General features: G+C 40.6%; 20 protein-coding genes. 18 read left to right on the plus strand and 2 right to left on the minus strand.

Annotation, left to right across the window (positions count from 1 at the left end):
* Positions 1–372: 372 nt before the first annotated feature.
* From WQ54_RS25660 to WQ54_RS25685, 6 genes are all read left to right on the plus strand, one after another.
* Positions 373–1083 carry a GntR family transcriptional regulator gene (locus tag WQ54_RS25660; RefSeq protein WP_046588641.1) on the plus strand — a complete coding sequence of 237 codons (711 nt, stop codon included), beginning with the start codon at positions 373–375 and terminating at the stop codon, positions 1081–1083.
* A gap of 230 nt (positions 1084–1313) precedes the next feature.
* Complete coding sequence (locus tag WQ54_RS25665) at positions 1314–2411, plus strand: amidohydrolase/deacetylase family metallohydrolase (protein WP_046588644.1); 1098 nt, start codon at positions 1314–1316, stop codon at positions 2409–2411.
* A complete protein-coding gene (locus tag WQ54_RS25670; RefSeq protein ID WP_046588645.1) occupies positions 2389–3492 on the plus strand; it encodes a DgaE family pyridoxal phosphate-dependent ammonia lyase in 1104 nt (367 codons plus the stop codon). The genes WQ54_RS25665 and WQ54_RS25670 overlap by 23 nt, the downstream gene beginning before the upstream one ends.
* Position 3493: 1 nt before the next feature.
* Positions 3494–4249, plus strand: coding sequence for a KDGP aldolase family protein (locus tag WQ54_RS25675; RefSeq protein WP_046588647.1), 756 nt, complete (start codon positions 3494–3496; stop codon positions 4247–4249).
* A complete protein-coding gene (locus tag WQ54_RS25680) occupies positions 4242–5258 on the plus strand; it encodes a sugar kinase (RefSeq protein ID WP_046588649.1) in 1017 nt (338 codons plus the stop codon). Before WQ54_RS25675 ends, WQ54_RS25680 begins: the two co-directional genes overlap by 8 nt.
* Positions 5259–5358: 100 nt before the next feature.
* Positions 5359–6684 (plus strand): GntP family permease, encoded by a 1326-nt coding sequence (locus tag WQ54_RS25685; RefSeq protein ID WP_046588650.1) that lies wholly within the window; start codon positions 5359–5361, stop codon positions 6682–6684.
* Positions 6685–7587: 903 nt separating this feature from the next.
* Here WQ54_RS25685 and WQ54_RS25690 read toward each other — a convergent pair.
* Complete coding sequence (locus tag WQ54_RS25690; protein ID WP_046588652.1) at positions 7588–10350, minus strand: DEAD/DEAH box helicase; 2763 nt, start codon at positions 10348–10350, stop codon at positions 7588–7590.
* The gene (locus WQ54_RS25695) at positions 10343–11980 is read right to left on the minus strand and encodes an SWIM zinc finger domain-containing protein (RefSeq protein WP_052737970.1); all 1638 of its coding nucleotides are present in this window, start codon (positions 11978–11980) and stop codon (positions 10343–10345) included. Before WQ54_RS25695 ends, WQ54_RS25690 begins: the two co-directional genes overlap by 8 nt.
* A gap of 276 nt (positions 11981–12256) precedes the next feature.
* Between WQ54_RS25695 and WQ54_RS34430 the strand changes: the two genes are divergently transcribed.
* From WQ54_RS34430 to WQ54_RS25750, 12 genes are all read left to right on the plus strand, one after another.
* Complete coding sequence (locus WQ54_RS34430) at positions 12257–12400, plus strand: hypothetical protein (protein WP_197089672.1); 144 nt, start codon at positions 12257–12259, stop codon at positions 12398–12400.
* A 281-nt stretch (positions 12401–12681) separates the two neighbouring features.
* Positions 12682–12864: a hypothetical protein gene (locus WQ54_RS25700; protein ID WP_046588654.1), complete on the plus strand. Its 183-nt coding sequence runs from the start codon at positions 12682–12684 to the stop codon at positions 12862–12864.
* A gap of 468 nt (positions 12865–13332) precedes the next feature.
* Complete coding sequence (locus WQ54_RS25705; RefSeq protein ID WP_046588656.1) at positions 13333–13818, plus strand: hypothetical protein; 486 nt, start codon at positions 13333–13335, stop codon at positions 13816–13818.
* 133 nt (positions 13819–13951) lie between these two features.
* Positions 13952–14965 carry a sugar-binding protein gene (locus WQ54_RS25710; RefSeq protein ID WP_046588660.1) on the plus strand — a complete coding sequence of 338 codons (1014 nt, stop codon included), beginning with the start codon at positions 13952–13954 and terminating at the stop codon, positions 14963–14965.
* The gene (locus tag WQ54_RS25715; RefSeq protein ID WP_046588662.1) at positions 14962–16401 is read left to right on the plus strand and encodes a sensor histidine kinase; all 1440 of its coding nucleotides are present in this window, start codon (positions 14962–14964) and stop codon (positions 16399–16401) included. The genes WQ54_RS25710 and WQ54_RS25715 overlap by 4 nt, the downstream gene beginning before the upstream one ends.
* The gene (locus tag WQ54_RS25720; protein ID WP_046588664.1) at positions 16398–17855 is read left to right on the plus strand and encodes a response regulator; all 1458 of its coding nucleotides are present in this window, start codon (positions 16398–16400) and stop codon (positions 17853–17855) included. Before WQ54_RS25715 ends, WQ54_RS25720 begins: the two co-directional genes overlap by 4 nt.
* Positions 17856–17956: 101 nt before the next feature.
* Positions 17957–19255, plus strand: coding sequence for an ABC transporter substrate-binding protein (locus WQ54_RS25725; protein ID WP_046588665.1), 1299 nt, complete (start codon positions 17957–17959; stop codon positions 19253–19255).
* A gap of 71 nt (positions 19256–19326) precedes the next feature.
* Positions 19327–20292, plus strand: a complete 966-nt coding sequence (locus tag WQ54_RS25730) for a carbohydrate ABC transporter permease (RefSeq protein ID WP_046588667.1) — start codon at positions 19327–19329, stop codon at positions 20290–20292.
* Positions 20293–21114, plus strand: coding sequence for a carbohydrate ABC transporter permease (locus tag WQ54_RS25735; protein ID WP_046588669.1), 822 nt, complete (start codon positions 20293–20295; stop codon positions 21112–21114).
* Positions 21115–21909: 795 nt separating this feature from the next.
* A complete protein-coding gene (locus WQ54_RS25740) occupies positions 21910–22809 on the plus strand; it encodes a carbohydrate ABC transporter permease (RefSeq protein WP_046588671.1) in 900 nt (299 codons plus the stop codon).
* On the plus strand, positions 22809–23705 hold the full coding sequence (locus WQ54_RS25745) for a carbohydrate ABC transporter permease (RefSeq protein WP_046588673.1): 897 nt from the start codon (positions 22809–22811) through the stop codon (positions 23703–23705). The genes WQ54_RS25740 and WQ54_RS25745 overlap by 1 nt, the downstream gene beginning before the upstream one ends.
* Before the next feature lie 106 nt (positions 23706–23811).
* Positions 23812–25173 (plus strand): ABC transporter substrate-binding protein, encoded by a 1362-nt coding sequence (locus WQ54_RS25750; protein WP_046588676.1) that lies wholly within the window; start codon positions 23812–23814, stop codon positions 25171–25173.
* The last annotated feature ends 514 nt before the right edge of the window (positions 25174–25687 follow it).

A 25687-nucleotide genomic window follows, 5' to 3' on the forward strand; every position in this document is an offset into this window, starting at 1 on the left:
AATAAAAGATGGAGATAACTGTCTTAGAAGATACAATCAAAGCTAATATAAAAATCAAAATGAATGAAAGCAAATAAGCAACAAGCAGCCAACAGAATTTAAAGGCCATTTTAAAAAAATTGAGGAAGAGCTCGGGAAGCATCGCGAGGTTTTTAAGTATTTATGCTGCAGATTTAAGCTTAGTAAAAACAAATGTGTAAAACCTACTCTCCCCATTACTGCTCTATTATATATTTTACTTCAAATATAAATTCTTCCGTTTTACCTCAAGAAAATTAGTTTCCTACACTTTCAAAAAAAATATTGGTACAATAAGGGGGGATTAAACAACCATGTAAACAATGAGTAGAAATATCGGAAAGGTAGATCCTAATGAGATTGTTACGAAATAAGGGACCATTTTACATTCAAGTGAAAAATGAATTGAAAGAACGGATCATCAAAGGTGTGTATCCAAAGAATTCGTTAATCCCTCCTGAACCTGAATTGGAAAAGGAGTTTGGCGTTAGTAAAATCACGATACGCAAAGCTGTTGAACAATTGGCGATAGAAGGTTATGTGGAAAAGCATAGCGGCATTGGTACAAAGGTATTAGCGAATCGGGCAGTCTCGAAACTATCGAAGGGGCAGGGGTTTTCCGAATATTTATTATCTACTGGATATACCTTAAAAAAGGGCAATGTAACGATCTCTAAGATTGATGTTTCAAACCATCCCGTTTTGTCCGCCCACTTTGAACAAGATTGTTATTGTATTGAGCGCATTTATACCTTAAATGATCAACCATATATTCATTTTACCCATTATATTCCCAATCGTTTTTCACTATCATTAGATCCAGAAATGTTTAAGGATTCTTTGTATGAATTGCTGTATGAAAATGGCGTCTATTTTAATCGGTTCCAAGATGAATTTGGTGTGGACACACCGAATCAAAAAATCGCCAATTTGCTAAAGATTGAGCCGAAACCACTATTTCAGCGAACCCGTTATTCTTATGATATCAACGAACAACTAATCGAATATTCGATCGGCTACTATAATACCGATATTCATAAATATGTCGTTAATTTAAATGTATAGGGTAGGAACATTGTGATTTCTATCCTTTCTAGCTATATGGAATATTTTACATGGAATTTTAACGATTAAACATTATAACGTTATGTTTACTTTGTTCGATTTCTGTGTTATCTTTACCTTACATCAAGAAATCATTTTTACAACTAAACATTATAACGTTATATCTAGTAGAACGGCACAATAAGAATTGTAAGCGTCTTTATATAGACAATGAAAAAGGTGAAAATAAAATGGAAAACTTTGTGTTACGTCACGTAAAGCGAGTAAATGGAGAGGAAATCGATATTGTTATTGAGGAAGGGAAAATTGCCCAGGTAATGATGGCAGGAAGCGGGCAAGGAGAACATGTTATCGATTGCTCAGGTCTCTTTGTATCAAGCGGATGGATTGATTTACATGTCCATGCCTTTCCTGAATTTGATCCTTATGGCGATGAAATCGATGAAATCGGAGTAAAGCAAGGAGTAACGACCATCGTGGATGCTGGTAGCTGTGGAGCAGATCGTATAGCTGATTTAGCAGCAAGCAGTAAAAAAGCCAAGACGAATGTATATGCCTTTTTGAATATATCACGTATCGGCCTAGAAAGAATCGATGAATTATCAAGACTAGAATGGATTGATAAAGGAAAGGTTGTACAAGCAGTAAAAGATTATAAAGAAATCATTGTTGGCTTAAAGGCAAGGATTAGTAAAAGCGTTGTTTGTGAAAATGGAATAGAACCATTAAAGATTGCGCGTGCTCTTTCCAGTGAGACTGACTTGCCATTAATGGTGCATATCGGCTCTGGGCCGCCTAAAATTGAGGATATTATTCCTCTTTTGGAAAAAGGAGATGTTATTACCCATTATCTTAATGGCAAACAAAACAATCTTTTTGATGAACATGAGAATCCACGCCAAGTATTAAAGGATGCCATTAAACGCGGTGTTCATTTAGATGTGGGCCATGGTACGGCCAGCTTCTCCTTTAAGGTAGCAGAAGCAGCAAAACGCCATCATATCGCTTTAAATACAATTAGTACAGATATTTATCGCAGGAACCGAATAAACGGACCTGTTTACAGCATGGCCAATGTTTTAACGAAATTTCTTTCCTTAGGATATTCGCTGGAGGAAGTCATTGCAGCGGTTACGATAAATGCGGCTAATTGGCTGAAAAAACCGGAGCTTGGCCGGATAAAGGCTGGAGATGCTGCTAATCTAACTCTTTTTGCAGTGAAAAAGGAACCGATTACTTTAATTGATTCTGAAGGGGAAAAGCGGGTATCAGATCAACGGATTGAAACTAAAGGAGTTGTTGCAAATGGTGAATTCATTGAATGCTAAATATGGCCTTAAACGTGTAATTAATGCAAGTGGACGAATGAGTATATTAGGTGTATCGGCTCCAACCGATACGGTAATGGAAGCAATGAAACACGGTGGGCAAAATTATGTAGAGATCGCGGATTTAGTCGATAAAGCAGGTGATTACGTAGCTGGGATCATGGGTTCAGAGGCTGCCGTTATTGTAAACTCGGCATCAAGCGGGATTGCCCTTTCAGTTGCGGCTATGGTGACACAAGGCAATCGCCGCAAAAGTGAACGTCTTCACCAGGAATTTCTGCCTAAAAATGAAATTATTATCCTGAAAGGCCACAATGTCCAATACGGAGCCCCAGTTGAAACGATGGTTTATTTAGGTGGCGGCAAGCTTGTTGAGGTTGGTTATGCCAATGAAGGAAAGGCAGAGCATATTGAAGAGGCAATTTCGGAAAATACTGCGGCCATCCTTTACGTCAAATCACACCATGCGGTTCAAAAGAACATGATTGCGGTTGAGGAAGCATGGGAAGTTGCCAAACAAAATGGGGTTCCCCTAATCGTTGATGCTGCAGCAGAAGAAGATCTTCAAAAATATGTGAAATACTCAGACTTGGCGATTTACAGCGGGTCAAAGGCGATTGAAGGTCCAACTTCAGGGATTGTCGCCGGTAAACGTACGTATATTGAATGGCTAAAGGTTCAATTGCATGGCATTGGCCGCAGCATGAAGGTCGGAAAGGAATCGACATTTGGCTTGCTTCAAGCGCTGGATGAATACGGCAATAAAGAAGACAAAAGTGAACAAGAGAAAGAAACATTACAGACATTAATGTCATTGAATGAAATCGAAGGCGTAAAGGTGACAATCGTACAGGATGAAGCAGGTCGGGCGATATTCCGCGCGCGGATTCAAATTGATCCAAATCAAGCGAATGTAACAGCAAAAGAAGTAAATACAAGGCTGCGCGAGGGTGACATTGCCATTTACACTCGTGATTACGGCGTGAGACAGGGCTATTTTGATATCGATCCCCGTCCGCTGCAGCATGATGATATTGAGGTAATTGAAGCTAAAATCCGTGAAATAGCAGGAGGTAAATAAGATGACAGGCATAACAAACCGTTTTTACAAGGAACGTGTCGCATTAAATGTATTAGCAAATAGTATAGAAAATGCAAAAGAGGTATTTGAAGCAGCTGAAGGCTATGTGTTAGTTGGTGTTCTTTCAAAAGATTATCCGACCGTGGAAGAGGCAGTTGCAGCAATGAAAGATTACGGTAACGAAATTGATGATGCTGTATCAATTGGATTGGGTGCTGGTGACAATCGACAAGCAACAGTTGTAGCCGAGATTGCGAAATACTACCCTGGCAGTCATATTAACCAAGTCTTCCCTTCAGTAGGTGCAACGCGTGCCAACCTTGGAGAGAAAGATAGCTGGATTAACAGCTTGGTATCGCCAACAGGAAAAGTTGGATATGTGAATATCTCAACAGGCCCGATCAGTGCTGCTCAGGACGAGCATGCGATTGTACCGATTAAAACGGCTATTGCCCTTGTGCGCGATATGGGCGGCAATGCATTAAAATATTTCCCTATGAACGGGCTAAGCTGTGAAGATGAGTTCCGTGCGGTTGCTAAAGCATGCGGGGAGGAAGGCTTCGCGCTAGAACCGACAGGCGGGATCGATAAAGAAAATTTCGAAGCCATCTTGCGAATCGCCTTGGAGGCGAAGGTGCCGAAAGTGATTCCTCACGTGTATTCATCGATCATCGATAAAAGCACAGGGAAAACAAAGGTAGAGGATGTGCGTGAATTACTTGCAACAATAAAGAAATTGGTTGATCACGATGCCTAAGAATATCGCAGCATTCGGAGAGGTAATGATGCGCTTGCAGGTGCCAGGGTATGAACTCCTGTCACAAGCAAGCACATTAAACTATTCCTTTTCTGGAACAGGAGTCAATATAACCGCAGCTTTAGCGCGATTTGGACATGCGGGATATCTCGTGTCCACATTGCCGGCCAATGCAGTGGGCGATGCAGCCGTTGCCTATCTTCAAAAGCTGGGAATAGCGCAAGCATTCATTAGACGTGATGGGCATTATGTTGGCATGTATTTTTTAGAAAATGGATTTGGTGCCCGCCCAAGCAGGGTGACCTATACCAATCGCCAAGCAAGCAGTTTTAATACTGCTGCTGAAGGATCGTACGATTTTCATTCCATTGCCAAGAACATCGATGTTATTCATTTTTGCGGGATCACCCTGGCGATGAATGATACGGTCCGTCAGCAAATGAAGGCATTTGCCAAAGCGGTGAAAGAAAATGGAGGAATGGTTGTATTTGACTGTAACTACCGGCCATCGCTCTGGGGTGAAGATGGATATGAAAAAGCAAGACAGCATTATGAAGAAATGCTCCATCTGGCTGATCTCGTTATGATGAATGAAAAGGATGCCATCTATATTTTAGGGATGAAAACGGAGAAGGAAGATCGTCATGATCAGCTCGTGGACTTGATTCCAGCTGTGGCGAAAATGTACAACATCTCTGTTATTGCGGGTACCCATCGTTCCATTAACGGAGACAACACTCATTCGTTAAAGGGATTTATGTATAAAAATCAAACATTCCATTTTTCAAAAACACTGGCCTTTTCGGTTTATGACAGAATTGGTGCGGGAGATGCCTATACAAGCGGGATTATCCATGGTGAAATCGAAGGATTTTCACCAGAGAAGACCGTTGATTTTGCCGCAGCTGCAGGGATGCTTGCTCATACCATAGTGGGCGATACGCCAATGTCATCAGAGGGCGATATCCTTCGTGCGATGACTGTATCGCTGGGCGATATACAAAGATAAACATGATTAAAAAATAGAGAGAATGCGAGAAAAGGGGAAAAGCTCCCCTTCTCACAACTTCTATGAAAACGTTTACGTACAGGGAGAAGGGGGAAGAACTATGGAATTATATTTGTTAACCATTACCTTGCTGTCAATTGTCATTGTCATTTTAGGTGTAGCATGGTGGAAATGGCATGCTTTTATTAGTTTAACGGTTGCCAGCTTGTTTTTAGCGGTAATGTCAGGATTATCAATGGACAAAATCGTCACTGCTTATGAAACCGGAGTAGGGAGTGTTTTAGGCCATTTAGTCGGAATTTTAGCGTTAGGGACCATTTTAGGAAAGCTGATGTCTGACTCAGGTGCAGGAATGCAAGTAGCGGATTTCTTCATTCGTATCTTTGGTGTTAAAAAATTGCCGTGGGCGATGCTGCTTTCAGGCTTTATCATTGGGATTCCGGTATTTTTTGACGTAGGGATCGTTATGTTACTGCCTCTTGTTATTTCAATCTATCGAACTACGAAACAAAATATTTTACTAATTGCCATACCTGTTCTTGCAGGATTATCCATTGTACACGGCTTGGTACCTCCACACCCTGGTGCCATGACGGCAATAGGCATCTATCAAGCGGACATCGGAAAGGTTCTGATTTACTCGCTGATCATTGCATTGCCAGCTGCGATTATCGCAGGACCGTTGTTTGCAAAGTGGGTAAAAAATCGTGTGATACCAGAAGGAGAGCCAGAGTTAATTCGAGTAAGCAAGATGTCAGAGAAGCTGCCAAGCACAGGCATTTCATTCTTCATCATCTTATTACCGGTTTTACTAATGATCTTATCCGTTCTCGCACCGTATCTGCCATTACCAAGCGTAATGCTTAAGTTATTTATCTTTATTGGAAGTCCTGTCATTGCCCTGTTAATTTCGTGTTTTGCAGCCTTTTATTTCCTTGGTATTCGTCAAGGAATGGATAAAACGTATATTCAGAAACTATCAGAAGAATGCTTACTGCCAGTCGGATCGATCATTTTAATCATCGGAGCAGGCGGTGGCTTTAAACAAATCCTTATTGAGAGTGGTGTAGGCACATCCATTGCCCAAATGTCTGAGCACTTTTCCCTCTCACCTATTGTGTTGGCGTTTATCGTATCAGGCTTGATCCGCATTGCCACAGGATCAGCAACTGTCGCATTAACAACAGCTGCAGGAATTGTTGCGCCAATTATTGAACACATGTCAGGCGTAAACCTGGAATTGCTTGTTATCGCTACAGGTGCCGGATCGCTCATGCTCTCACACGTCAATGATGCGGGATTCTGGATGGTAAAAGAGTATCTGGGCTTAACCGTAAAAGAAACGTTTAAAACCTGGACCGTATTAGAAACAATGCTTTCGTTCATTGCTTTTGGAACCGTTTTATTATTTGATTTGTTTGTATAAGAGGAAAACTCCTTCTGCATATTTGCAGGGGAGTTTTTTTGTGTTGTCCTTTTAGGAAAAAGTGATGACTCTAATAAATGTACATCAAATTGCTCTGGAAGGACAAAGTAACATAACTAAACAGAAGAAAAGTCCATGATCAAGCATCTGAGGGCACAATTACTATAACTAGGCAGAAGAAAGGTCCATGATCAAGCATCTGAGGGCTTAATTACTATAACTAGGCAGAAGAAAAGTCCATGATCAAGCTTCTGAAGTCTAAACTGCCATGACTGAAAAGAAGAAAGGTCCATGATCAAGCCTCTGAAGTCCCAATTGCCATAATTGAAAAGAAGAAAGGTCCTTGATCAAGTCTATGAAGTCCCAATTGCCATAATTGAAAAGAAGAAAGGTCCATGATCAAGTCTATGAAGTCCCAATTGCCATAATTGAAAAGAAGAAAGGTCCATGATCAAGTCTATGAAGTCCCAATTGCCATAATTGAAAAGAAGAAAGGTCCATGATCAAGTCTATGAAGTCCCAATTGCCATAATTGAAAAGAAGAAAGGTCCATGATCAAGCCTCTGAAGTCCCAATTGCCATAATTGAAAAGAAGAAAGGTCCATGATCAAGTCTATGAAGTCCAATTGCCATAATTGAAAAGAAGAAATGTCCGTCATACTTTTTAAAATAAGTAAAAATTAAAAAACAGCCCAATGTATCAATTGGGCTGTTTCCAGTTTTACTTTGTAACCTTCTTGCCAATAAGAGTCACAAGCTTTTCCCACTGCGGGGCTTTTTTATCTTCCGTTTTTTTCGCTTTTTTCTGCTTGGCTGCCAATGAGTCATTCCCCTTTATCTTTGAACTTTTCCATTTAGAACAAATTTATTTTCGAGAATTCCAGTTTATTATTTCTGTCATACTTAAATCGACAATGTAAACAGCTCTTCAAGCTCATCAGCTGATAGTTCGGTGATCCAGTTTTCGCTTTGGATAATTTCATCATTTAATGATTGCTTTTTCTCCAGCATTTCATCGATTTTTTCTTCAATGGTACCGGTGGTGATCAGCTTGTGGACATGTACAAATCGGTCCTGGCCGATCCGGTATGCACGGTCTGTTGCCTGGTTTTCAACAGCAGGGTTCCACCAGCGGTCATAATGGATGACATGATTGGCTGCTGTTAAGTTTAAGCCTGTGCCGCCAGCCTTTATAGAAAGAATTAAAAATGGATACTCTTTCTTTTGAAAGGACTCCACCATGCGGTCACGCTCATTCTTCATGACGCTGCCATTAAGGAAAAGAACTTTTTCCCCGAATTCCATTTCGAGCAGGTCCTTCATCATTTCACCCATGCCGATGTATTGGGTAAAGATGAGGCAGCTTTCCTGCTGTTCGCGAATCGTTGTTGTTAATTCAATGAGTTTCTCAATTTTATGAGAACGGCTCATAAGCTGTTTTGGCTGCTGCTCTTTTAAATAAAGGGCAGGGTGATTGCAGATTTGCTTTAGCTTGCCGAGCATTTTTAAAATTAATGCCTTCCGCTGCATGCCGGCTAGTGATGTTACCTGTTCAAACGTATCTTTTACAAGCTGCTCATAAAGGGAGGCTTGCTCGACTGATAACGGTACATATTCTTTTTGTTCCTGCTTTTCAGGAAGATTTAAGGCGACATGCTCATCGCGCTTCGTTCTTCTCAATAAAAAGGGTTTAATATAACGCTGCAGCTGCTCGATCTGTTCGGTGCTGCGATCCTTTTCAATCGGCAGAACATAACGCTTATGAAAGCTGTGCAGGCTGCCTAAGTATCCGTGATTGAGGAAATCATAAATGGACCACAGCTCAGTCAGGCGGTTTTCCATTGGCGTACCTGTCAGGGCGATATGATGGAGCCCGCGCAGCTTGCGAATGGCCCGCGACTGCTTCGTATGAGCATTTTTTATGTTTTGTGCTTCATCAAGGCAAATCGTGCTCCATGCAATCGAAGATAATTCATCAAAGTCAGTATGCGATAATCCGTATGAGGTAATCACCACATCTGCATCTTTAATCGATTTCGCAAATTTTTCTTCCTTTGCACGATTTGAACCATAATGCAGCTTAATATTTAGATGTGGAGCAAACTTGTCAAATTCTCTTTGCCAGTTTCCAAGCACAGATGTCGGAGCGATAATCAATGCAGGGTGTTCAGGCTGCTCATGATTCTTTACATAAGAAAAATAGGCGATCATTTGAATGGTCTTACCTAGCCCCATATCATCGGCTAAGCAGGCACCAAAGGAAACACTTCGTAAAAATAAGAGCCAATCGACCCCATTTTGCTGATAGGGACGAAGTGTGCCGTTAAATTCGCTTGGAATCGCGTGAGTCGGCAATTCACTGGTATCCGTCAGCTTTCTAAGCATTCCTCGCATCTGCTGATTCAGCTCGATTTGAATGTTGGCAAATGCCCGGGTATCAAGTACATCCTCGTCATCTGAATCGATGTCCTTTGCCTGCAGCTCCTGATGTAAAATATCAGAAAGATGAAGGCCTTCCCGATCAGCCCTTTTCAAGATCGCCTGTACCTGTTTAATAAAAGCAGGATCAAGCTTAATCCATTGTCCTCTATAATTAACAAGGCGGCGTTTCTGGGCAACAAGATCGAGAAATTCCTCTTCGCTCATTTCGACCCCGTTTGTGGCAAAACGCCAATTAAAGTCGATAAGAGAGTTCATCCCCACAAAGGACTGTCCTCGCGGAGAAGACGACACCTTTGCTTTAAGCATAAGCTGTGATTCTTTGACAACCTGCCACCATGAAGGAAGAAGAATTTCTACCCCCATATTGATCAGCGTTTCACTGGCATCTGTTAAAAATAGCCATGCTTCATCTTCGGTTACAAAGGTTGTTCCGGTTTGAAAGCTCAGCCAAGGAACGATCTCTGAGAAGCGCTCCTGCTCACGTTCAATTTTAGCTAAATATGGACGCCATTTTCTTGGCAGCTCGCCTTCTCCTTGATAGTGAATCATCTCATTTTCATTGTCTTTGCTGCGCAGCAGAATTTCCAACTGCCAGTCGTCACCATCGATTTCAGGCTCATTTAAGCGGAGGCCGACGGTAAACGGCGTATCATCGATGTGCCAGCCAATTTTCTCAAGAAAATCGGCTTCATCAATAAAATGTCCTTGAAATGTCGTAAGGACTGGATAGGTTTGGACGATTTCTGCCCAGGCATCACGGAGAAGATGATCGTGTTCAATTAAGTCGGCAAGCGCAGCAGAAAACCATTCCAAGGCAAATCCCTCTAGTTGGTTTTCAGCATCTTTAAAACGAGTAACCCCCTGCTTCCAGCCTTCAAAATCAGGTACATATTGCCCATTTGCAATGAGGTTATAAATCAGGTGGGCATCGTTTGCCAACCGCCCTGCATCATCAGATAGGGAGATGGATGCAAGTGAATTATAGGTTTCTTTTCCGAGCAGCTCGACCATCATCCAAGGAGAAAGCTGGACAGACGGGATGCCGATATAACTAATGTCCTCAAGCTTTGTTCCGAAAAAAGAAGACTCATGCCATGTGAAAAGGTAGCGGATAAATTCATTCACTTCTAATGGGCTTTCGTCATGTGCCGAGGTGCAATACACATAAAAATGGTAATCTTCAATTTGTTCGGCATGGACGACAATATTGACCGTATTAATCATGAATCAGCTTCCCTTTCTTTAATTCTTCTTTAAAGGCGCGAAGACGCTTGTGCTCCTCAGATAAATGCAGAATATAATTTTCCCACACTTCTTCCCGTTTTAACTTTTTGTACTGTGCCTTCATTCGTTTTAAGTAGCGAACTGCCATTTTATAGTTTTCCCTTGTTTTCATGCTAATTTCCTGTTGAACAGTTTTCACATAAAGCGGCAGAAGAATGCCCGGTTCTTTTTTCTCAATTTCCTTTAAGAGATAAGAGTCCATTTCATCAAGCGAAAAGCCTAATAAAGTTTGGAGCTCAATCCATGTTTTATATTCCTCTTTTTCCAAGAGATAATCATGAAACTCTGCATAACTAAATGGCAGCATGCTGCGGCAGGCTTTTTCAAAGAGCTGATGATCCTTCACTGCGTCGCCATATTGTTTAATTAATTGAATCGAATAACGAATTACTTGGCGTTTCTCCTCAAAAGGTATCTCGCTGTTGATGTATTCTGTTGAATGCTCCATCATATAGGAAACCCATCCGGAAAGTCGCTTCCAATTTTTCTTTTTTAAAATATCCTCAACCCAATTAAATGTCAGGGGCAAGGCAGCTGGCGTAAGATTGCGCATGGTCCCGAAAATATGCTCATCACGTGACTGAAGAAAATCCATATGCATTAACGCAATTTCCATTTCCACTGCATAAGGAGATTGCTGTTCTTGCTCTTGATCAAGGCGTTCTTCAAGCCATTCCCGTTCAATCGAGATAAATTTATCACGCCGTAAAAGCTCAATCCATAGCAATTGATAAAGATTGATACGCTCATATTGATAATGATGGCTTGTATAAAGAAGCTCCCTGAAGCGCTCAACACTATCAACTAACAGCGGATCAAGTGCAAACGGAAGGGCATAACGCTTCATCTCCCGTATGGCGATTTGGACATTATCGATGATTTGATCAATATAGGGATAAATAATATGTTGTAACATATAATCAGTTGGCTTCGTCTCATTAATCAGGTGCAATATTTTTAAAAAGACAGTAACAGATGCCTGGACAATAAAAAATTGCTTCATCTCAGGGGACTTTGGCGCCTTTTTTCTAAGATTCGAATAATAATGGTGAAACAGACTCTGAAATAACTGATGCGGGGAAGAAACCTGCTCTTGCCATTCTTCATAGACTCGATCAAAAAAGGCAATCCAGCTTGCTAAGGATGCATCTTCATAATCCTTTTCAGGTTTTAACAACGAGCTCGCTTTACGAACATTTTTCAGTACATCATCTATCGGCTTTTCTTCTTTCCATAGGTCAACAAACGTGCCGACTCGGTCTACACTTGCATATACATATAGGAAAGTCGCGATGCGATGTCTGCAAATAGAGGTAGAAGGACAAGTACATGTACTCATCACAAAATCGTCTAAATCAAGCTCAACCTGGACACTTGTCACATCCTGTACCTTTGCCGAAACGGAATGACTCGTTGCGCTTACGTTATAAATACTGCCTTGTCTATATAAGATAAGTCCTTTTTTTATTAAATTCCGGTCCTCCTCATCCTTGGGAGACAGCAATTGTTTAATTTGTTCACCGGCACCAAGCACTAGTTCTTTACTAAGTTCCTGACCTAGCATTTGCATATGAACCCCTTTCGAATGAAAACCTAATTCTTCTATTATACCTCAAAAAGAAATGTCTAAAAAGGTTTAGTACAAGAATGAAGAGGGACATAAAAATGAGAAAGCAATCGAATGGTGTTGTCGAAAGGAACTTTAGTGATGAAAATCACGAAAGCATGGCATGAAAGAGCATGGAAAAATCAGGCGATTATTGTTTAGCTTGCATGCTTGCTTGATTGCAAGTATAATAGTCCCATATTGTCTGAAATTGTAAAAAAAGAAAGGGATTTGTAAAATATGAAAGATAGTCAGCTAAAACAAGAAGAGCTGCTGCAAATTCTGTTACGCGCTCATGACAAAGGCGAAAAAACAACGGACATTACAACAACTGAATTACTAGAAGATCTGATCTCACAAATAAAGAAAGTATATGCATCATAAAAAATGCGGGCGCCTTAGGGTGCCCGTATTTTTTGTTTGTATTCGTCTATGCACCTAATAATTTTCTCAAATTTGGCGTCCGCTGGATCAGAATCTTGCAACTTTTGCATGTCATTTTGCAGCTTTTAGGAAGAATCTTGCAACTCTTGGCATTATTTTTGCAACTTTTAGGGGGAATTTTGCAACTTCCAGTCATAATTTTGCAACCTTACCTCTTCTAATAGAATATTTTTCTCTATCTTTGACAAAATAAAGGTGAAAGAATACAAGGAGGTATTGTTATGCCAGATAACGGGCGAATCGTAAATAACACATACCAAGAGCAAGCAAAGATGTTTAAGAACGGTGTTCAAACAGCGACGAGTTATGTGCAAAACGCAATTGAAAATGTGGCAGAGTCAACTCAGGATGCTACGCAAAACCTTGTAAACAATGTAATGAAAAGACGCCGGGATAAAGAGTAAGCGTGATTCAAGATGCCCAGGTACGAAAAATAGCCCTTTACAAAAGGGCTGTTTTTTGACTGTAAGGATGTTCCGGTCAATTTAGGAAAACGCTATTAGCCACATCATCAATCCTATCTTATATATGAAAAAGATAGCAAAGTGAAGAAGGAACAGATTAGTGCACTTCAACTATTTTATATCCTTTACGCCATTATCGCTGCTATCAGGGAGTAATTTTATTTCATTTTTGGATATTGGTTTTACCTATCTGGCTACCTATATTCATACGTTGATGGCAATCGTTTTTCCATTTATCTTTCTATGTATTGGTCTTATGAAAAATAAATTGATGAAAAGAAAAGAACTTTAGAAGGAACACTGCGAACAATTGTCTGGCTAGAGTATATTTTTGAATGATTTACATCAAACTACAAAGGTAAATGAATCTTGGTTTTGTTCATATTATAGTTAGGATCAGGTGATCTGATGAAGATAGAAATAATGAAGGCTGAAGGTGAATGGTTTGTATGGGTGTTAGTGTTGATTTCAGTGTTAGTAGTCTTGTTTATGCCAAAAAAGAACCTAACATGGGTGGGCGTTTATATAACATTTGGCATGGCTGGATACATGACCTGGGTAGCCGATGCCATTGTAGGCGGAACATTTGATTTATTTGATCTAGCGGGAAAAAAGACGATCGAGTTAGGCGATGCTTTTTTAATTAGCTTCGTTCCGGCCAGTTTATCTGCAATTTTTGCAAATTTCTATAACCCAAGAAAACGATGGGTTTATGCAGTTTTTTTTACCTTACTTTCATTTGTTTTAGAACTTGGCTTAGTTCAAACAGGATATATGGAAAATATAAACTGGAAAACCATATACGGAATACCTGTCTATTTCTTTTTTTACGGTTTTTTCTTCCCTTGGTTTTTAAGGGTGCTTACAAAAAAGAAATTGAAAGTCGATACATAGTATGAAAAAAGTCCTTTTTACAAAGGACTTTTTTCAGTCATTCTTTTGATCCTATGACCATCATCTGGAACTATCATTTCCCACATAAATCATCTAAAATATTAGCAAACGCTTACACTCAAAAGGGTGGGTTATGATGCTCTATTTCCGACATATTCTATATATCATTACACTTCTCGTATTCTTACTAACTGGTTCTCTAACATTATATTACGGTAACGAAGCATTTCATTTTACTGAGGAGACTGTCCCATCTTCAAACAAATCAACTACATACAGCTACCACTTCGTGCTCATCCCAGAGGAGCTCGATAATGATTATTGGCGTTTGGTTGAACAGGGTGCCCGCGATGCGGCAAAGCTTCATAATGTGTATCTGGAGTATCTCGGCCCAATGCAGGCCAATGATGATGAACACTTAGAAACGATCGATATAGCGATCGCTGGTCTAGTCGATGGGATTATTACACAGGGGGTGGGGGAAGAGGAGTTTGAGAAGCTTGTAACAAAAGCGAAGGAAAAACTCATTCCAGTTGTAACAATTGACACAGATGCCCCTAATAGCGACCGGCAAGTATATGTGGGAACGGATAATTATTACGCAGGATTTCTCGCGGGCAAAGCCATGATCAGTGACACATCGGGCCCTCAGCAAGTTGGAATCATAACCGGCCGTCACAATGCACCACATCAAAAGCTTCGCGTTCAAGGCTTTAAGGATGCCGTTGCAACGGAAAAGCGCATCAGGGTCATAGCAGTTGAGGAATCAACCATTACGAAAATAGGTGCAGTGGAAGCGGCATATAAAATTTTAAAAGAACACCCATCAGTAACAGCATTCTATGGCACTAGTGCCCTGGATGGTATTGGCATTGCCCAGGTTGTTAAAGACATGATGGCAGTGGATGATCTATATATCATCGCCTTCGATATCTTGCCTAAAACACTCGCTTACATGGAAGAAGGCACCATTGAAGCAACAGTCGTTCAATTTCCTTATCAAATGGGCTACGAAGCAGTTGAGAGAATGATTCAGCTTAAAAAAGGAGAAGACCTTAACCCGCTTCAGCATACAGATACAAAGGTGATTTATAAAGAGGATCTTCCGATTTCACCTGAAGCAATGGGCGGAGGGGTTGAGCCATGACCAAAATTCGTAACAAACTATTACTCTATTTTTTAGCTTTTGTCGTTTTATTTAATATCGTTTCTTATTCGGTATACTTTAGCAGCTCAAAAATGGTATCTGAATACCACTCAAGCTTTGAGCGCTTCTTACTCTTTAATGAAATCACTCAGCAATCAACGCAAATTTATGAAAAAATCAATGCCTATGTTGTCGAAAAAAACCCTGCATTTATCGAGGAATATCAGGATATAAAAAAACAACTCCTTAAAAACAACAAGAGACTGACACAGGAAGAGATAACAGGGATTAATAAACAAGAACTGGCCAAATATCAAAGAATGGTCGGAAACCTTATCTTTGAAAGTGATGTGACCATTGCAGCTGTTCGTTTTGGTAATGTCGATCAGTACTCCGCACATGCAAGAGAAGTGCGCAGCATTTCATCGTATATTCTTGAATCGACACAACAGCTCTTAAACCTTGAGCTCGCGGATTATCAAGCGTTTTATCAGGAAATGGAGGAGCGCAGACATGCATTCAAATGGTTCATCATCAACCTGTTCAGTTCAACACTGCTTTTTGCGCTGTTAGCAGCGGTCTGGTTTTCACGCGGACTAACAAAGCCGCTCCGCAGTCTTTCAAAAGCCGCTAAAGAAATGTCAGCGGGCAACTTTGAAGGCCCCCAGGTTCAGGTCAAAACAAAGGATGAAGTAAAGGTCTTAAGCGATTCCTTCCAGCATATGCGCGAAAATATTAAGCAGCTTATTGAGGAAATAAAAGAAAAATCAGAGCTGGACCAGCTGTTGAAGGAACTTGAGCTTAAGCACCTGCAAAACCAAATCAACCCGCATTTCTTATTTAATACATTAAACACCATCTCTAAAATGGCGTACCTCGAGGATGCGGCCGTCACATCGCGCCTCATCCAATCTGTTTCAACCCTGTTGCGCTCAAGCTTGGGCGACATCAGTAAAACCGTTACATTAAGAGAAGAAACAAGGGTAGTAGAGGAATACTTCTACATTCAAAAGACAAGGTTTGGAGAACGAATTACATTTGAAACAAGCATTGATGAAAGCTGTCTAAACGTAAAAATCCCTTCCCTGACCCTTCAGCCGCTGGTAGAAAATTCCTTCATTCACGGAGTGGAGGCTCTTGAAGATGGTGGTATCATCAGTCTCGCAATCTATCATGACAACAAAGATGTCATCATCGAGGTATCGGACAATGGAATTGGGATGGACGAGGATAGGAAAAACCAAATTCTTTCAAAAATAGAGGATGACCTCCACGAGGCGCATAGCGGACATTCAACAGGCATCGGCCTGCGCAATGTCATCAAACGGCTTAATCTAGTATACAAAAGGACGGATGTCTTAACGATTCATTCAGAAAAAAATAAGGGCACAACCATTCGTATTAAACTTCCGTATCAAGAGGGGGAAGCGGAATGAAAATCATGATCGTTGACGATGAAATCATTGAACGGAAAGCAATGAAGAAATTTATCGAAGAAAGCTTCACGCACATCAAAGTAGTAGGAGAGGCAGCAAATGGCAGAGTCGCGATTGAACAAGCAAAGGTGAATAAGCCCGATGTCATGATTATGGATATTCACATGCCTGGCATCGACGGCCTTGAAGCGATCAGGCAAATCCTTCAGGAGCTTCCCAGAACAAAATTCATCATGGTATCAGCTTATAACTCATTTGAATATGCGAAAGAAGCAATGAAGCAAGGAGTTAAGGAATACATCCTGAAGCCGAGCAATAAGCAAGAAACCTTTGAAGCAATCGTAAGGGTCGAAAAAGAAATCAATGAAGAAAAGCGCGAGATGTTTGAAACGCAAAAAATCGCAAAGCAGCATATCATTACCGCGATTATGCAAAACGAACAAACAGGTGACATCGAGACAATGTATAAAATGCATTATCCCAATGCAAAAATGGCATTTTTTCAGGTGATCACCACGTCCCAGCCAGAAATGGTTTCCAGGCTCTTAACGGAAAAAGCGCCATGTCTCTTTATAAAAAAGGAGCTTAGGGACAAGAGCGCCGTGCTTTTCATAACCGAAAAAAAATCAACCAATCAAGTAAAAGCAGATGCGCTCACACTCGCACGCGCCATATGCCAGGCCTTGCCGGCATCCACCACAATTGGGATCGGCAGCCCTTTTGCCCAGGTAGAAAAACTGCCGATTTCCTATCAGCAGGCCTTGCTGGCGTCCGCCCAGCTAAAAAAAGATTCCCACGTATCTTATGGATATCCAGTAATTGAGGAAAACGCAGGGGATGGGACATTAATCAAGCTTGAGAAATTTCTTATCAGTGAAATCCAAGCGGGGCAGCTTGAGCAAGCAAACGACTATTTCCTTCTATATTACGATTACTTGTGCAAAGAAACAGATGAGAAAAACATCATTCCTCTTCTCGGAGAATGGGGCATTCGCTTAAAGCATTCATTAGAGCGGCAAGGCGTTCCTATCCGCGACCTTCCTGTGCTTGAAGCTAAAACAAAGGAGGACTTTTTAGAGCTGATTCGCCAATTTTGTGAAAAAATCATTCTGCAAAAAGTAGAAAACCACTCGGTCATGATGGCGAAAACCTATATTCATTCTCATTACAAAGACTCTTTTAGCCTAGAGGATGTTGCTGAATATGTAAAACTAACACCAACATATTTTACAAAAGTGTTTAAGGAGCAAACGAAATTAACCTTTATTGACTACGTAACAGACTATCGAATTGAAAAAGCAAAGGAGCTGCTCCTTCATACAAAGCTCAGCCTCAAGGAAATTGCTTATGAAGTGGGTTATAAAGACCCAAATTACTTCAGCCGGGTTTTTAAAAAATGGACGGGCTGCACACCGAAACAATATCGCAGCACCGAGAGTACAATCACAAAATAATGCAGAAATAAATAAAATAGTGAAGAAGATAGGCGCGAATAAAGCAGATATCCCCCTCTATAATAGGAATCGTAAGCGATTTCAACAGAGGGGGTTTTTTCATGAAAAAGAGTGTTCTCTTATCTTTGTTTTTAGTTTTCTCATTAATAGTTTCAGCTTGCAGCTCAAATTCGAGCATGGAAGAAAAAACAGAGGGAAATAGTGAAGGCGGCAGTGGAGATGCTGGGGCCCCATTAGATATATTTAGTTGGTGGACAGGTGCGGGCGAAGAGGATGGCTTAAAAGCATTATTAGCATTATTTGAAGAAAAATATCCAGATATTCCGGTTGAAAATGCGGCAGTAGCTGGCGGAGCCGGTACGAATGCAAAGGCCGTTTTAGCAAGCCGCATGCAAGGTGACGATCCTCCTGCAACCTTCCAAGTACATGGCGGTGCAGAATTAAATGAAGGCTGGGTAGCAGCCGAAAAGATGGAAAAGCTTAACGATTTTTACGAGGCAGAAGGCTTAAACGATAAATTCCCGCAAGACTTAATTGACATGGTAAGCAAGGATGGCAATATCTACTCCGTTCCAGTCAATATTCACCGCGGAAATGTTCTTTGGTACAACAAAAAAGTATTTGAAGAAAACGGCTTACAAGCACCAGCAACATTTGATGAGTTTTTTGAAGCAGCAGATGCATTAAAAGAAAAAGGCATCACTCCGCTAGCACTTGGCGACAAGGAACCATGGACGGCAACACATTTATATGAAACCGTTTTGCTTGGCGTATTAGGAAATGAAGACTATGGCAAGCTTTGGACAGGCGAACTTTCATTTGATGATCCAAAGGTAGTAGAAGCAGCAGACATTTTCAAGAAAATGCTGACTTATATTAATGACGACCACAGCTCCCGCAACTGGCAGGATGCTTCCCAGCTAGTCGCAAACGGTGAAGCTGCTATGAACGTAATGGGCGACTGGGCAAAGGGCTACTTTGTAAACGACTTAAAACTTGCAGTTAACGAGGACTTCGGCTATATCCCAACACCAGGAACAGAAGGCCAATTTATGGTCATCACTGACACATTCGGCTTGCCAAAAGGTGTTGAGAACCCTGAAGGTGTTAAAAAATTCTTAAGTGTTCTTGCATCAGTTGAAGGCCAAGACGCATTCAACCCATTAAAAGGCTCCATTCCTGCACGTGTCGACGCAGACATTGAAAAATATGACCAATACGGAAAAGACACTATGGAAGACTTCAAAACAGGAAAACTCGCACCAAGCCTTGCACACGGCTCAGCAGCATCCGAAGGCTTCTTAACAAAAGTTAACCAAAGCATCAACATCTTCGTTACTCAACAAAACACAGATCAATTCACGAAAGACATGAATTCTGCTGCAGCAGAATTAAAGTAAAAGCTTGGAATACAGGGGACAGTGGCTAAATACAAAAAAGAGGGACTGTCCCCTAACAAGGAGGGAAAACCATGCCATCAGTCAAACCTTATCCGCAACAGAATATGGTTTCAGTCCTGACTAAAAAGAAAAAGCCATCAAGTGATCATCTTATGGCCATTGCTTTTATCCTGCCATCATTTTTACTTATCCTGATCTTTGTATACGGCTTTATTGGATGGACCGGTTATGTGTCATTCAGTCATTGGAACTCACTCGTACCAGACTTTTCTTTTGCAGGTTTAAAAAACTATCTGTATTTATTCCAAGATTTCCGATTCCAAGCGGACCTGCGAAATTCGCTCTTTTTCTCCGTGCTGTTTATCGGCTTCGTTATATTAAGCGGTATGTGTCTGGCGATCCTGCTTGACCAAAAAATCAAAGCTGAACCGGTTTTTCGTAACCTATTCTTCTTCCCGATGGCCTTATCATTCGTTGTTACAGGTGTTGTTTGGCAATGGCTTCTTAACCCTTCAACAGGTGTAAACTTATTTCTAACCAAATTAGGCTTAAGCCCAAAATGGTATACCGATACATCGATTCTCGCGGGCTTCGAGTGGGGGAGAATTGAATTTGGAATTCCGGTGGCTCTTATCGCAGTCGTCATCGCAGCGGTTTGGCAAATGACCGGTTTCTCGCTAGCGATGTATTTAGCAGGCTTACGCGGCATTCCCGATGAAGTGAGAGAAGCGGCGCGGATGGACGGGGCAACGGAAATTCAGCTTTATCGAAAAATTATCCTGCCCTTATTGCAGCCGATTACTGTCAGTGTCATCATCATCATGGCGCATATTTCCCTGAAAATATTTGACCTTATTTATGCTATGACAGGACCAGGGGCCAATTTTGTCACAGATGTTCCAGGTGTTTACATGTTTGAAACGACCTTCCGCGGCAACTACTACGCAAATGGGGCAGCGATTGCGATAATCATGCTTGTATCAGTGGCCATTTTCATTGTGCCTTATTTGATCCACAGCAGAAAGGCGGAGAAATAAATGGTCCTGCAACGTTTTAGTAAACCAATGATCTATCTCATTTTAATCGCCATGAGCCTTTTCTTTCTTATGCCTGTGTATGTCATGGTGATCACAAGCCTAAAACCTTTTGATGAAGTCACGCTAGCAACAATGTGGAAGCTGCCGTCATCACTCGACTTTAGCGGTTATGCAGAAGCTTTCACAAAACTATCGCCAAATTTAATCAACTCGTTTTATCTCGTTATCCCGGCAACATTACTGTCAGCCTTGCTAGGGGCGATGAACGGCTATGTTTTGTCAAAGTGGAAATTTAAAGGAGCGGATACTCTTTTCACGATCATCCTATTCGGTATGTTCATCCCATACCAAAGCATTCTGATTCCATTAATCCAATTCTTGCGTGAAATTGGTCTTTATAACTCAATCCCGGGTCTTATATTTGTTCACGTTGTGTACGGCCTGCCAATCACAACGTTAATGTTTAGAAACTTTTACGCAAATATCCCTGATGAAATGATTGAATCGGCACAAATTGACGGCGCCGGCTTTCTGGGCATTTTTCGCCATATTATGATACCGCTGTCGATTACAAGCTTTGTTGTCGTAGCGATCTGGCAATTTACGAATATATGGAATGAATTTCTCTTCGCCGTGACCATCACAACTTCAGACCAGCAGCCAATCATGGTTGCCCTGCAAAACCTGTCCGGCTCGCAAATCGTTCAATGGAATGTGCAAATGGCCGGTGCACTGCTGGCCGCATTGCCGACATTGCTCGTTTATATTTTACTAGGCAAATATTTTGTAAAAGGACTGCTGGCAGGATCGGTGAAAGGGTAGTCCGCTCACATGAGGCTCTTGCAGCATGTAAGAGTCTCTTTTCTGCAAAGAAGTTTAATAGAAATCGCTAAGCAGGAATGTTAAAGTTCTAGGGAGAATCTTGCAACTTTTGAGTAAATCCCAGTAACTTACTAGTATTCAATAATAGTCGGAAAACATTTGAACGGCCGTTTAGCTGAATCTGTTTATTAGTATCCTAAAAAGGAATAAATAGCATCATAAATAAGGGCAACTTTCATAAGCTGTTTTTATCATGTTGAACATTTTTTCCTTGCAAAGTATTTTCAATTCTATGAATATACTACATCCTTACTAGTAAAATAATATTGACAAATTTCTAATAAAAGTGACAGAGCACCCTTCTTCAAGGGAATGAAGACCAAAATGAACAGTAGAGAAGGAAAAAGGTAAGGGTTTAAAAGATCGTGAAGCTGATGATGCAGAAATTATCCTATAAAAACAATTTTATCAACAAAATTCTACAAAATGTTGTCGATAAGTTATATGTTGACGACTAATAGTGTGTGTGTTATTTTTCGAATATAATTAACGTTGGAAAAATTCTGAATTAAAGGAAATGAAGAAACTTTTAGATTAAAAGGGGTTAAGGGAAAAGGTGGTGGTTCATGCGAAGGATAGAAAGTTATTAAATATATAGCATCTTTTTTTAAAACGAATATTTGGAAGCGCTTACCAAATATTTTGGAATTTTAATAAGATACTTAACTCTACGGTGTTACAGGCATTTTAACGATTTTTTTCTTAGTATGCAGGGATTAAAAAAGGAGGAAGAAAATGAAAGCGAAATCGCTCATTAAAGCGAGAGAAAACAAGTATTTCTACTTATTCATCTCACCATGGATTATTGGATTTCTTTTGTTTACAGGCGGTCCAATTTTAATGTCCATATTCTACAGCTTTACGCAATACAATATTGCAGATCCGCCGGTCTTCGTAGGAGCTAAGAATTATTCACAGCTTTTTAACGATCCGCTATTTTGGAAATCAGCAAAAGTAACCTTGTATTACACCTTGCTTGCGGTTCCTTTAGGACTAGTTCTTTCATTGCTGACTGCTATGCTTGTAAATGTTGAGATACCTGGTCAGCGTTTTTTTAGGACAATCATTTATCTGCCATCGATTATTTCCGGTGTTGCCTTATCCCTCTTATGGCTTTGGATGTTAAATCCTCAGCTGGGTGTTTTGAACTTTTTAATTTATAAACTTACTGGACAACAAGGCCCGCAGTGGCTGCTTAGTGAGGAATGGGTCATCCCCTCGCTGGTTATGATGTCGCTTTGGGGCATTGGACCAAATATGGTTATTTATCTTGCAGGGTTAAAAGGTGTTCCGAGCAGTCTGTATGAAGCTGCGGATATTGATGGGGCATCTAAATTCAGTAAATTTATACATATTACGGTCCCGATGGTCTCACCAGCTACATTATTTTTATTAATTACCGGAATCATCGGAACCTTCCAAGTGTTTGTTCAGGCCCAAATTATGACCCAGGGCGGTCCGAACTATGCATCCTTCTTCTTTGTCTATTTCTTATACCAACAAGCATTTGGATCATTTAATATGGGATATGCCTCAGCCATGGCATGGATTTTATTTGTCGTTGTTCTGCTCTTAACTTGGCTTATGATGTCCTTATCAAAAAGATGGGTTCACTATGAAGGAGGGAATCAGTAATGGCACGAGAGGTGACACCGCAACAAGTTCCAGCATCTACTCCTTTACTTGAGAGGAAAACTCGAAAAAAAATAAAGGATCTACCAACAAAGATTTTTTCATTTATCATCTTATTTTTCATTTCCATCCTAATGCTTGGCCCATTGTTTATTATGTTATCTACTGCCTTAAAGGATCAAACAACCGTGTTCTTGTTTCCTCCTAAATGGATACCGGAAACCTTGCAATGGGGTAATTTCAAGGAAGCACTTACTTTTAAGCCGTTTAATCTCTATTTCTGGAATACAACTGTGTATTCTGTTGTAGGCACACTTGCAGAAGTCCTTTCATCAGCGGTTGTTGCGTACGGCTTTTCGAGATATAAGGGGAAAGGGAGAAACATTTTATTCCTTGCTGTGCTAGCAACGATGATGATTCCTTATCCGGTGGTTATGATTCCGCAGTTTGTATTATTTAAAACGTTAAATTGGACAGACTCTTATCTACCGTTAATTGTACCGTCGCTTTTCGGTTCAGCGTATATCATCTTTTTGCTGCGACAATTCTTTAATACATTACCAAAGGACTTGTTTGAAGCGGGAAGAATTGATGGCTGTGGAGAGCTAAGGGCTTTTTGGAGCATCGCCTTGCCTCTTTGTAAACCCGCATTGGCAAGTGCGGCTATTTTCGGATTTATGTTCCGTTGGAATGATTATTTAGGTCCGCTGATTTATTTAAATAGTGAAACGAAATATACACTTTCGATCGCCTTGTCGTCATTTACATCACAGTTTACCATTCCGCCGTGGCATTTATTAATGGCAGCATCACTTATCGCCGTTTTGCCTCCGTTACTGCTGTTCTTCTTTGCGCAAAAATACTTTGTGGAGGGAATTGTTGTTACCGGAATCAAGTAAACCAAATCACAGCAGCAAATTGAGAGGGGGCGGTCTTAGAAGAAACGAAGAGCGGTATTTTCGTAATCCTATAAAAAATGATCAATAGATTACAAGGGGTGTAGGGATGAAGAAGAGAGTATTCAGTATCATAATGGTTGTTTTCCTGTTAACACTAACTGCCTTAAGCGGATGTAGTTCTTCCAGCAGTTCAACACCAAGCGAAAAAGATAGCGGCGGAAAAACAAAATTAACGATCTTAACAACTGCAGCACCAGGGAAAGAAAAAGAATGGTTCTTTAAAGAAGTTTTAAAACCTGAATTTGAGAAAGCAAATCCTGATATTACATTAGAAGTTATTGCTGTACCATGGGATAATTTTGATTCTAAGCTCTCTACTTTAGTGGCAGGCGGAACTCCGCCGGATGTTTTCAGCCATTGGGGGGCAAGCGGATTCGCTGACTATACAAAACGTAACTTAGCAGCTGATTTAACTCCATATATGGATTCTTTTGAAAATAAGAATATTACGCAAAATCTCCTTGATATTTATAAAATTGGAGGAAAACAAATGGGAATTCCATTTGCTTCTTTCCAAACGTACGTCTATTACAACAAAGATTTGTTTGATAAAGCCGGCGTTCCTTATCCGGAATACAAATTTGGCGATCCAAACTGGACGTGGGAAGAGTTAAGAAATATTGCGAAAAAATTGACATCAAATTACGGAAAACCTGATGCCGTTTATGGATTAGCCGGTGATAATGGTGATCGAGATAACTACGGCTGGGATTATGGCGTAGATCTGTACGATGATCAGGCTTATCAAACAGGTATTGTAAAAGATAGTCATTTTGATGACCCGCGTTATGCTGAAGCAATTGAATATTTCCGCGCTAATATTTACGATCATAAAATTTCACCTTCACCAGCTGTTACCGAAGCGATTGCCCAAACCGGTGATGCATTCGTAACAGGGAAAGTAGCCATTAACGTTGATGGCGGCTGGGGACTTGGCAACTATAGCAACAACAATATGAATTTTGGAATTGCGCCTGTTCCGGTAGGCCCTGAGGGCACTTCAACACCTGTTCTTTACGTTGACCCATTAATGATGAGTGCGAAAACGAAGCATCCGGAAGAAGCATGGAAATTAATTAAATTTATGACAAGCACCGAAATCCAAAAGAAATTTGCTCAAGAAGTTGGCCATCCGCCGGCAGATTCTGAAGCATTTGGAGAATGGACAAAACGCTTTGAAAAAAATATCGATCCTGCCTACTTACAAGAGCTGGCGCAAGGATCAATTGAAAATGGTAAAGAATCACCGAACCATATGTTAGCAGGGTATGGAGAAATTAGAACATTCTTCTTAAATGAGACAGAGACCATTTTCTTAAACAATAAAGACCCAAAAGAGATCCTGCCTCCATTAAAGGAGAAATTCAAAACGCTTATTCAAAATATCGAAGCAAAAACAGCTAAATAAACGTTAAGGTAAGAAATGCCCTTTTTATTAGGGCGTTTCTTTTTAAGTGCGCCCAGCATGGGTGTAATCTATAGGGTGAAAGTCCCGAACTGTGAAGACAGAAGTAACAGTTAGCCTAACACAAGGGTGTCTATGGTGACATGGAATCTGAAGGAAGTGAGCGGCAAACCTCCGGTCTGAGGAACACGAACTTCATATAAGGCTAGGTATCATTGGATGAGTTTGCTTAACAAAACAAAGTCCTTTCTGTCGAAGGTGATACAGAGTAAATGAAGCAGATAGGTGGAGGGAAAGATTGCACTCTTACCTGGGGAGGTCTGATTGGAACGCCAAGTACATTTGGTAACCTATCTAGCGATAGATAGCTGAACAATCAGAAGTCAGCAGAAGTCATAGTACCCTATTTTCTCGAGAATTAGGGGAAGGGCTGAACAATTAGGAAGAACTAAGAACTAGGCGTAAACTTCTTATGTTGAAACAGATAATCTGAAAAGAGCTACCTAAAGGAGGATAT

This window comes from Bacillus sp. SA1-12, assembly GCF_000981385.1.
GTDB lineage: Bacteria > Bacillota > Bacilli > Bacillales > Bacillaceae > Metabacillus.

What these genes read in the sequence shown, in the direction of transcription:
- WQ54_RS25660 (WP_046588641.1), top strand. Translation starts at nt 373, where the DNA reads ATGAGATTGTTACGAAATAAGGGACCATTTTACATTCAAGTGAAAAAT.
- WQ54_RS25665 (WP_046588644.1), top strand. Translation starts at nt 1,314, where the DNA reads ATGGAAAACTTTGTGTTACGTCACGTAAAGCGAGTAAATGGAGAGGAA.
- WQ54_RS25670 (WP_046588645.1), top strand. Translation starts at nt 2,389, where the DNA reads ATGGTGAATTCATTGAATGCTAAATATGGCCTTAAACGTGTAATTAAT.
- WQ54_RS25675 (WP_046588647.1), top strand. Translation starts at nt 3,494, where the DNA reads ATGACAGGCATAACAAACCGTTTTTACAAGGAACGTGTCGCATTAAAT.
- WQ54_RS25680 (WP_046588649.1), top strand. Translation starts at nt 4,242, where the DNA reads ATGCCTAAGAATATCGCAGCATTCGGAGAGGTAATGATGCGCTTGCAG.
- WQ54_RS25685 (WP_046588650.1), top strand. Translation starts at nt 5,359, where the DNA reads ATGGAATTATATTTGTTAACCATTACCTTGCTGTCAATTGTCATTGTC.
- WQ54_RS25690 (WP_046588652.1), bottom strand. Translation starts at nt 10,350, where the DNA reads ATGATTAATACGGTCAATATTGTCGTCCATGCCGAACAAATTGAAGAT.
- WQ54_RS25695 (WP_052737970.1), bottom strand. Translation starts at nt 11,980, where the DNA reads ATGCAAATGCTAGGTCAGGAACTTAGTAAAGAACTAGTGCTTGGTGCC.
- WQ54_RS34430 (WP_197089672.1), top strand. Translation starts at nt 12,257, where the DNA reads ATGAAAGATAGTCAGCTAAAACAAGAAGAGCTGCTGCAAATTCTGTTA.
- WQ54_RS25700 (WP_046588654.1), top strand. Translation starts at nt 12,682, where the DNA reads ATGCCAGATAACGGGCGAATCGTAAATAACACATACCAAGAGCAAGCA.
- WQ54_RS25705 (WP_046588656.1), top strand. Translation starts at nt 13,333, where the DNA reads ATGAAGATAGAAATAATGAAGGCTGAAGGTGAATGGTTTGTATGGGTG.
- WQ54_RS25710 (WP_046588660.1), top strand. Translation starts at nt 13,952, where the DNA reads ATGATGCTCTATTTCCGACATATTCTATATATCATTACACTTCTCGTA.
- WQ54_RS25715 (WP_046588662.1), top strand. Translation starts at nt 14,962, where the DNA reads ATGACCAAAATTCGTAACAAACTATTACTCTATTTTTTAGCTTTTGTC.
- WQ54_RS25720 (WP_046588664.1), top strand. Translation starts at nt 16,398, where the DNA reads ATGAAAATCATGATCGTTGACGATGAAATCATTGAACGGAAAGCAATG.
- WQ54_RS25725 (WP_046588665.1), top strand. Translation starts at nt 17,957, where the DNA reads ATGAAAAAGAGTGTTCTCTTATCTTTGTTTTTAGTTTTCTCATTAATA.
- WQ54_RS25730 (WP_046588667.1), top strand. Translation starts at nt 19,327, where the DNA reads ATGCCATCAGTCAAACCTTATCCGCAACAGAATATGGTTTCAGTCCTG.
- WQ54_RS25735 (WP_046588669.1), top strand. Translation starts at nt 20,293, where the DNA reads ATGGTCCTGCAACGTTTTAGTAAACCAATGATCTATCTCATTTTAATC.
- WQ54_RS25740 (WP_046588671.1), top strand. Translation starts at nt 21,910, where the DNA reads ATGAAAGCGAAATCGCTCATTAAAGCGAGAGAAAACAAGTATTTCTAC.
- WQ54_RS25745 (WP_046588673.1), top strand. Translation starts at nt 22,809, where the DNA reads ATGGCACGAGAGGTGACACCGCAACAAGTTCCAGCATCTACTCCTTTA.
- WQ54_RS25750 (WP_046588676.1), top strand. Translation starts at nt 23,812, where the DNA reads ATGAAGAAGAGAGTATTCAGTATCATAATGGTTGTTTTCCTGTTAACA.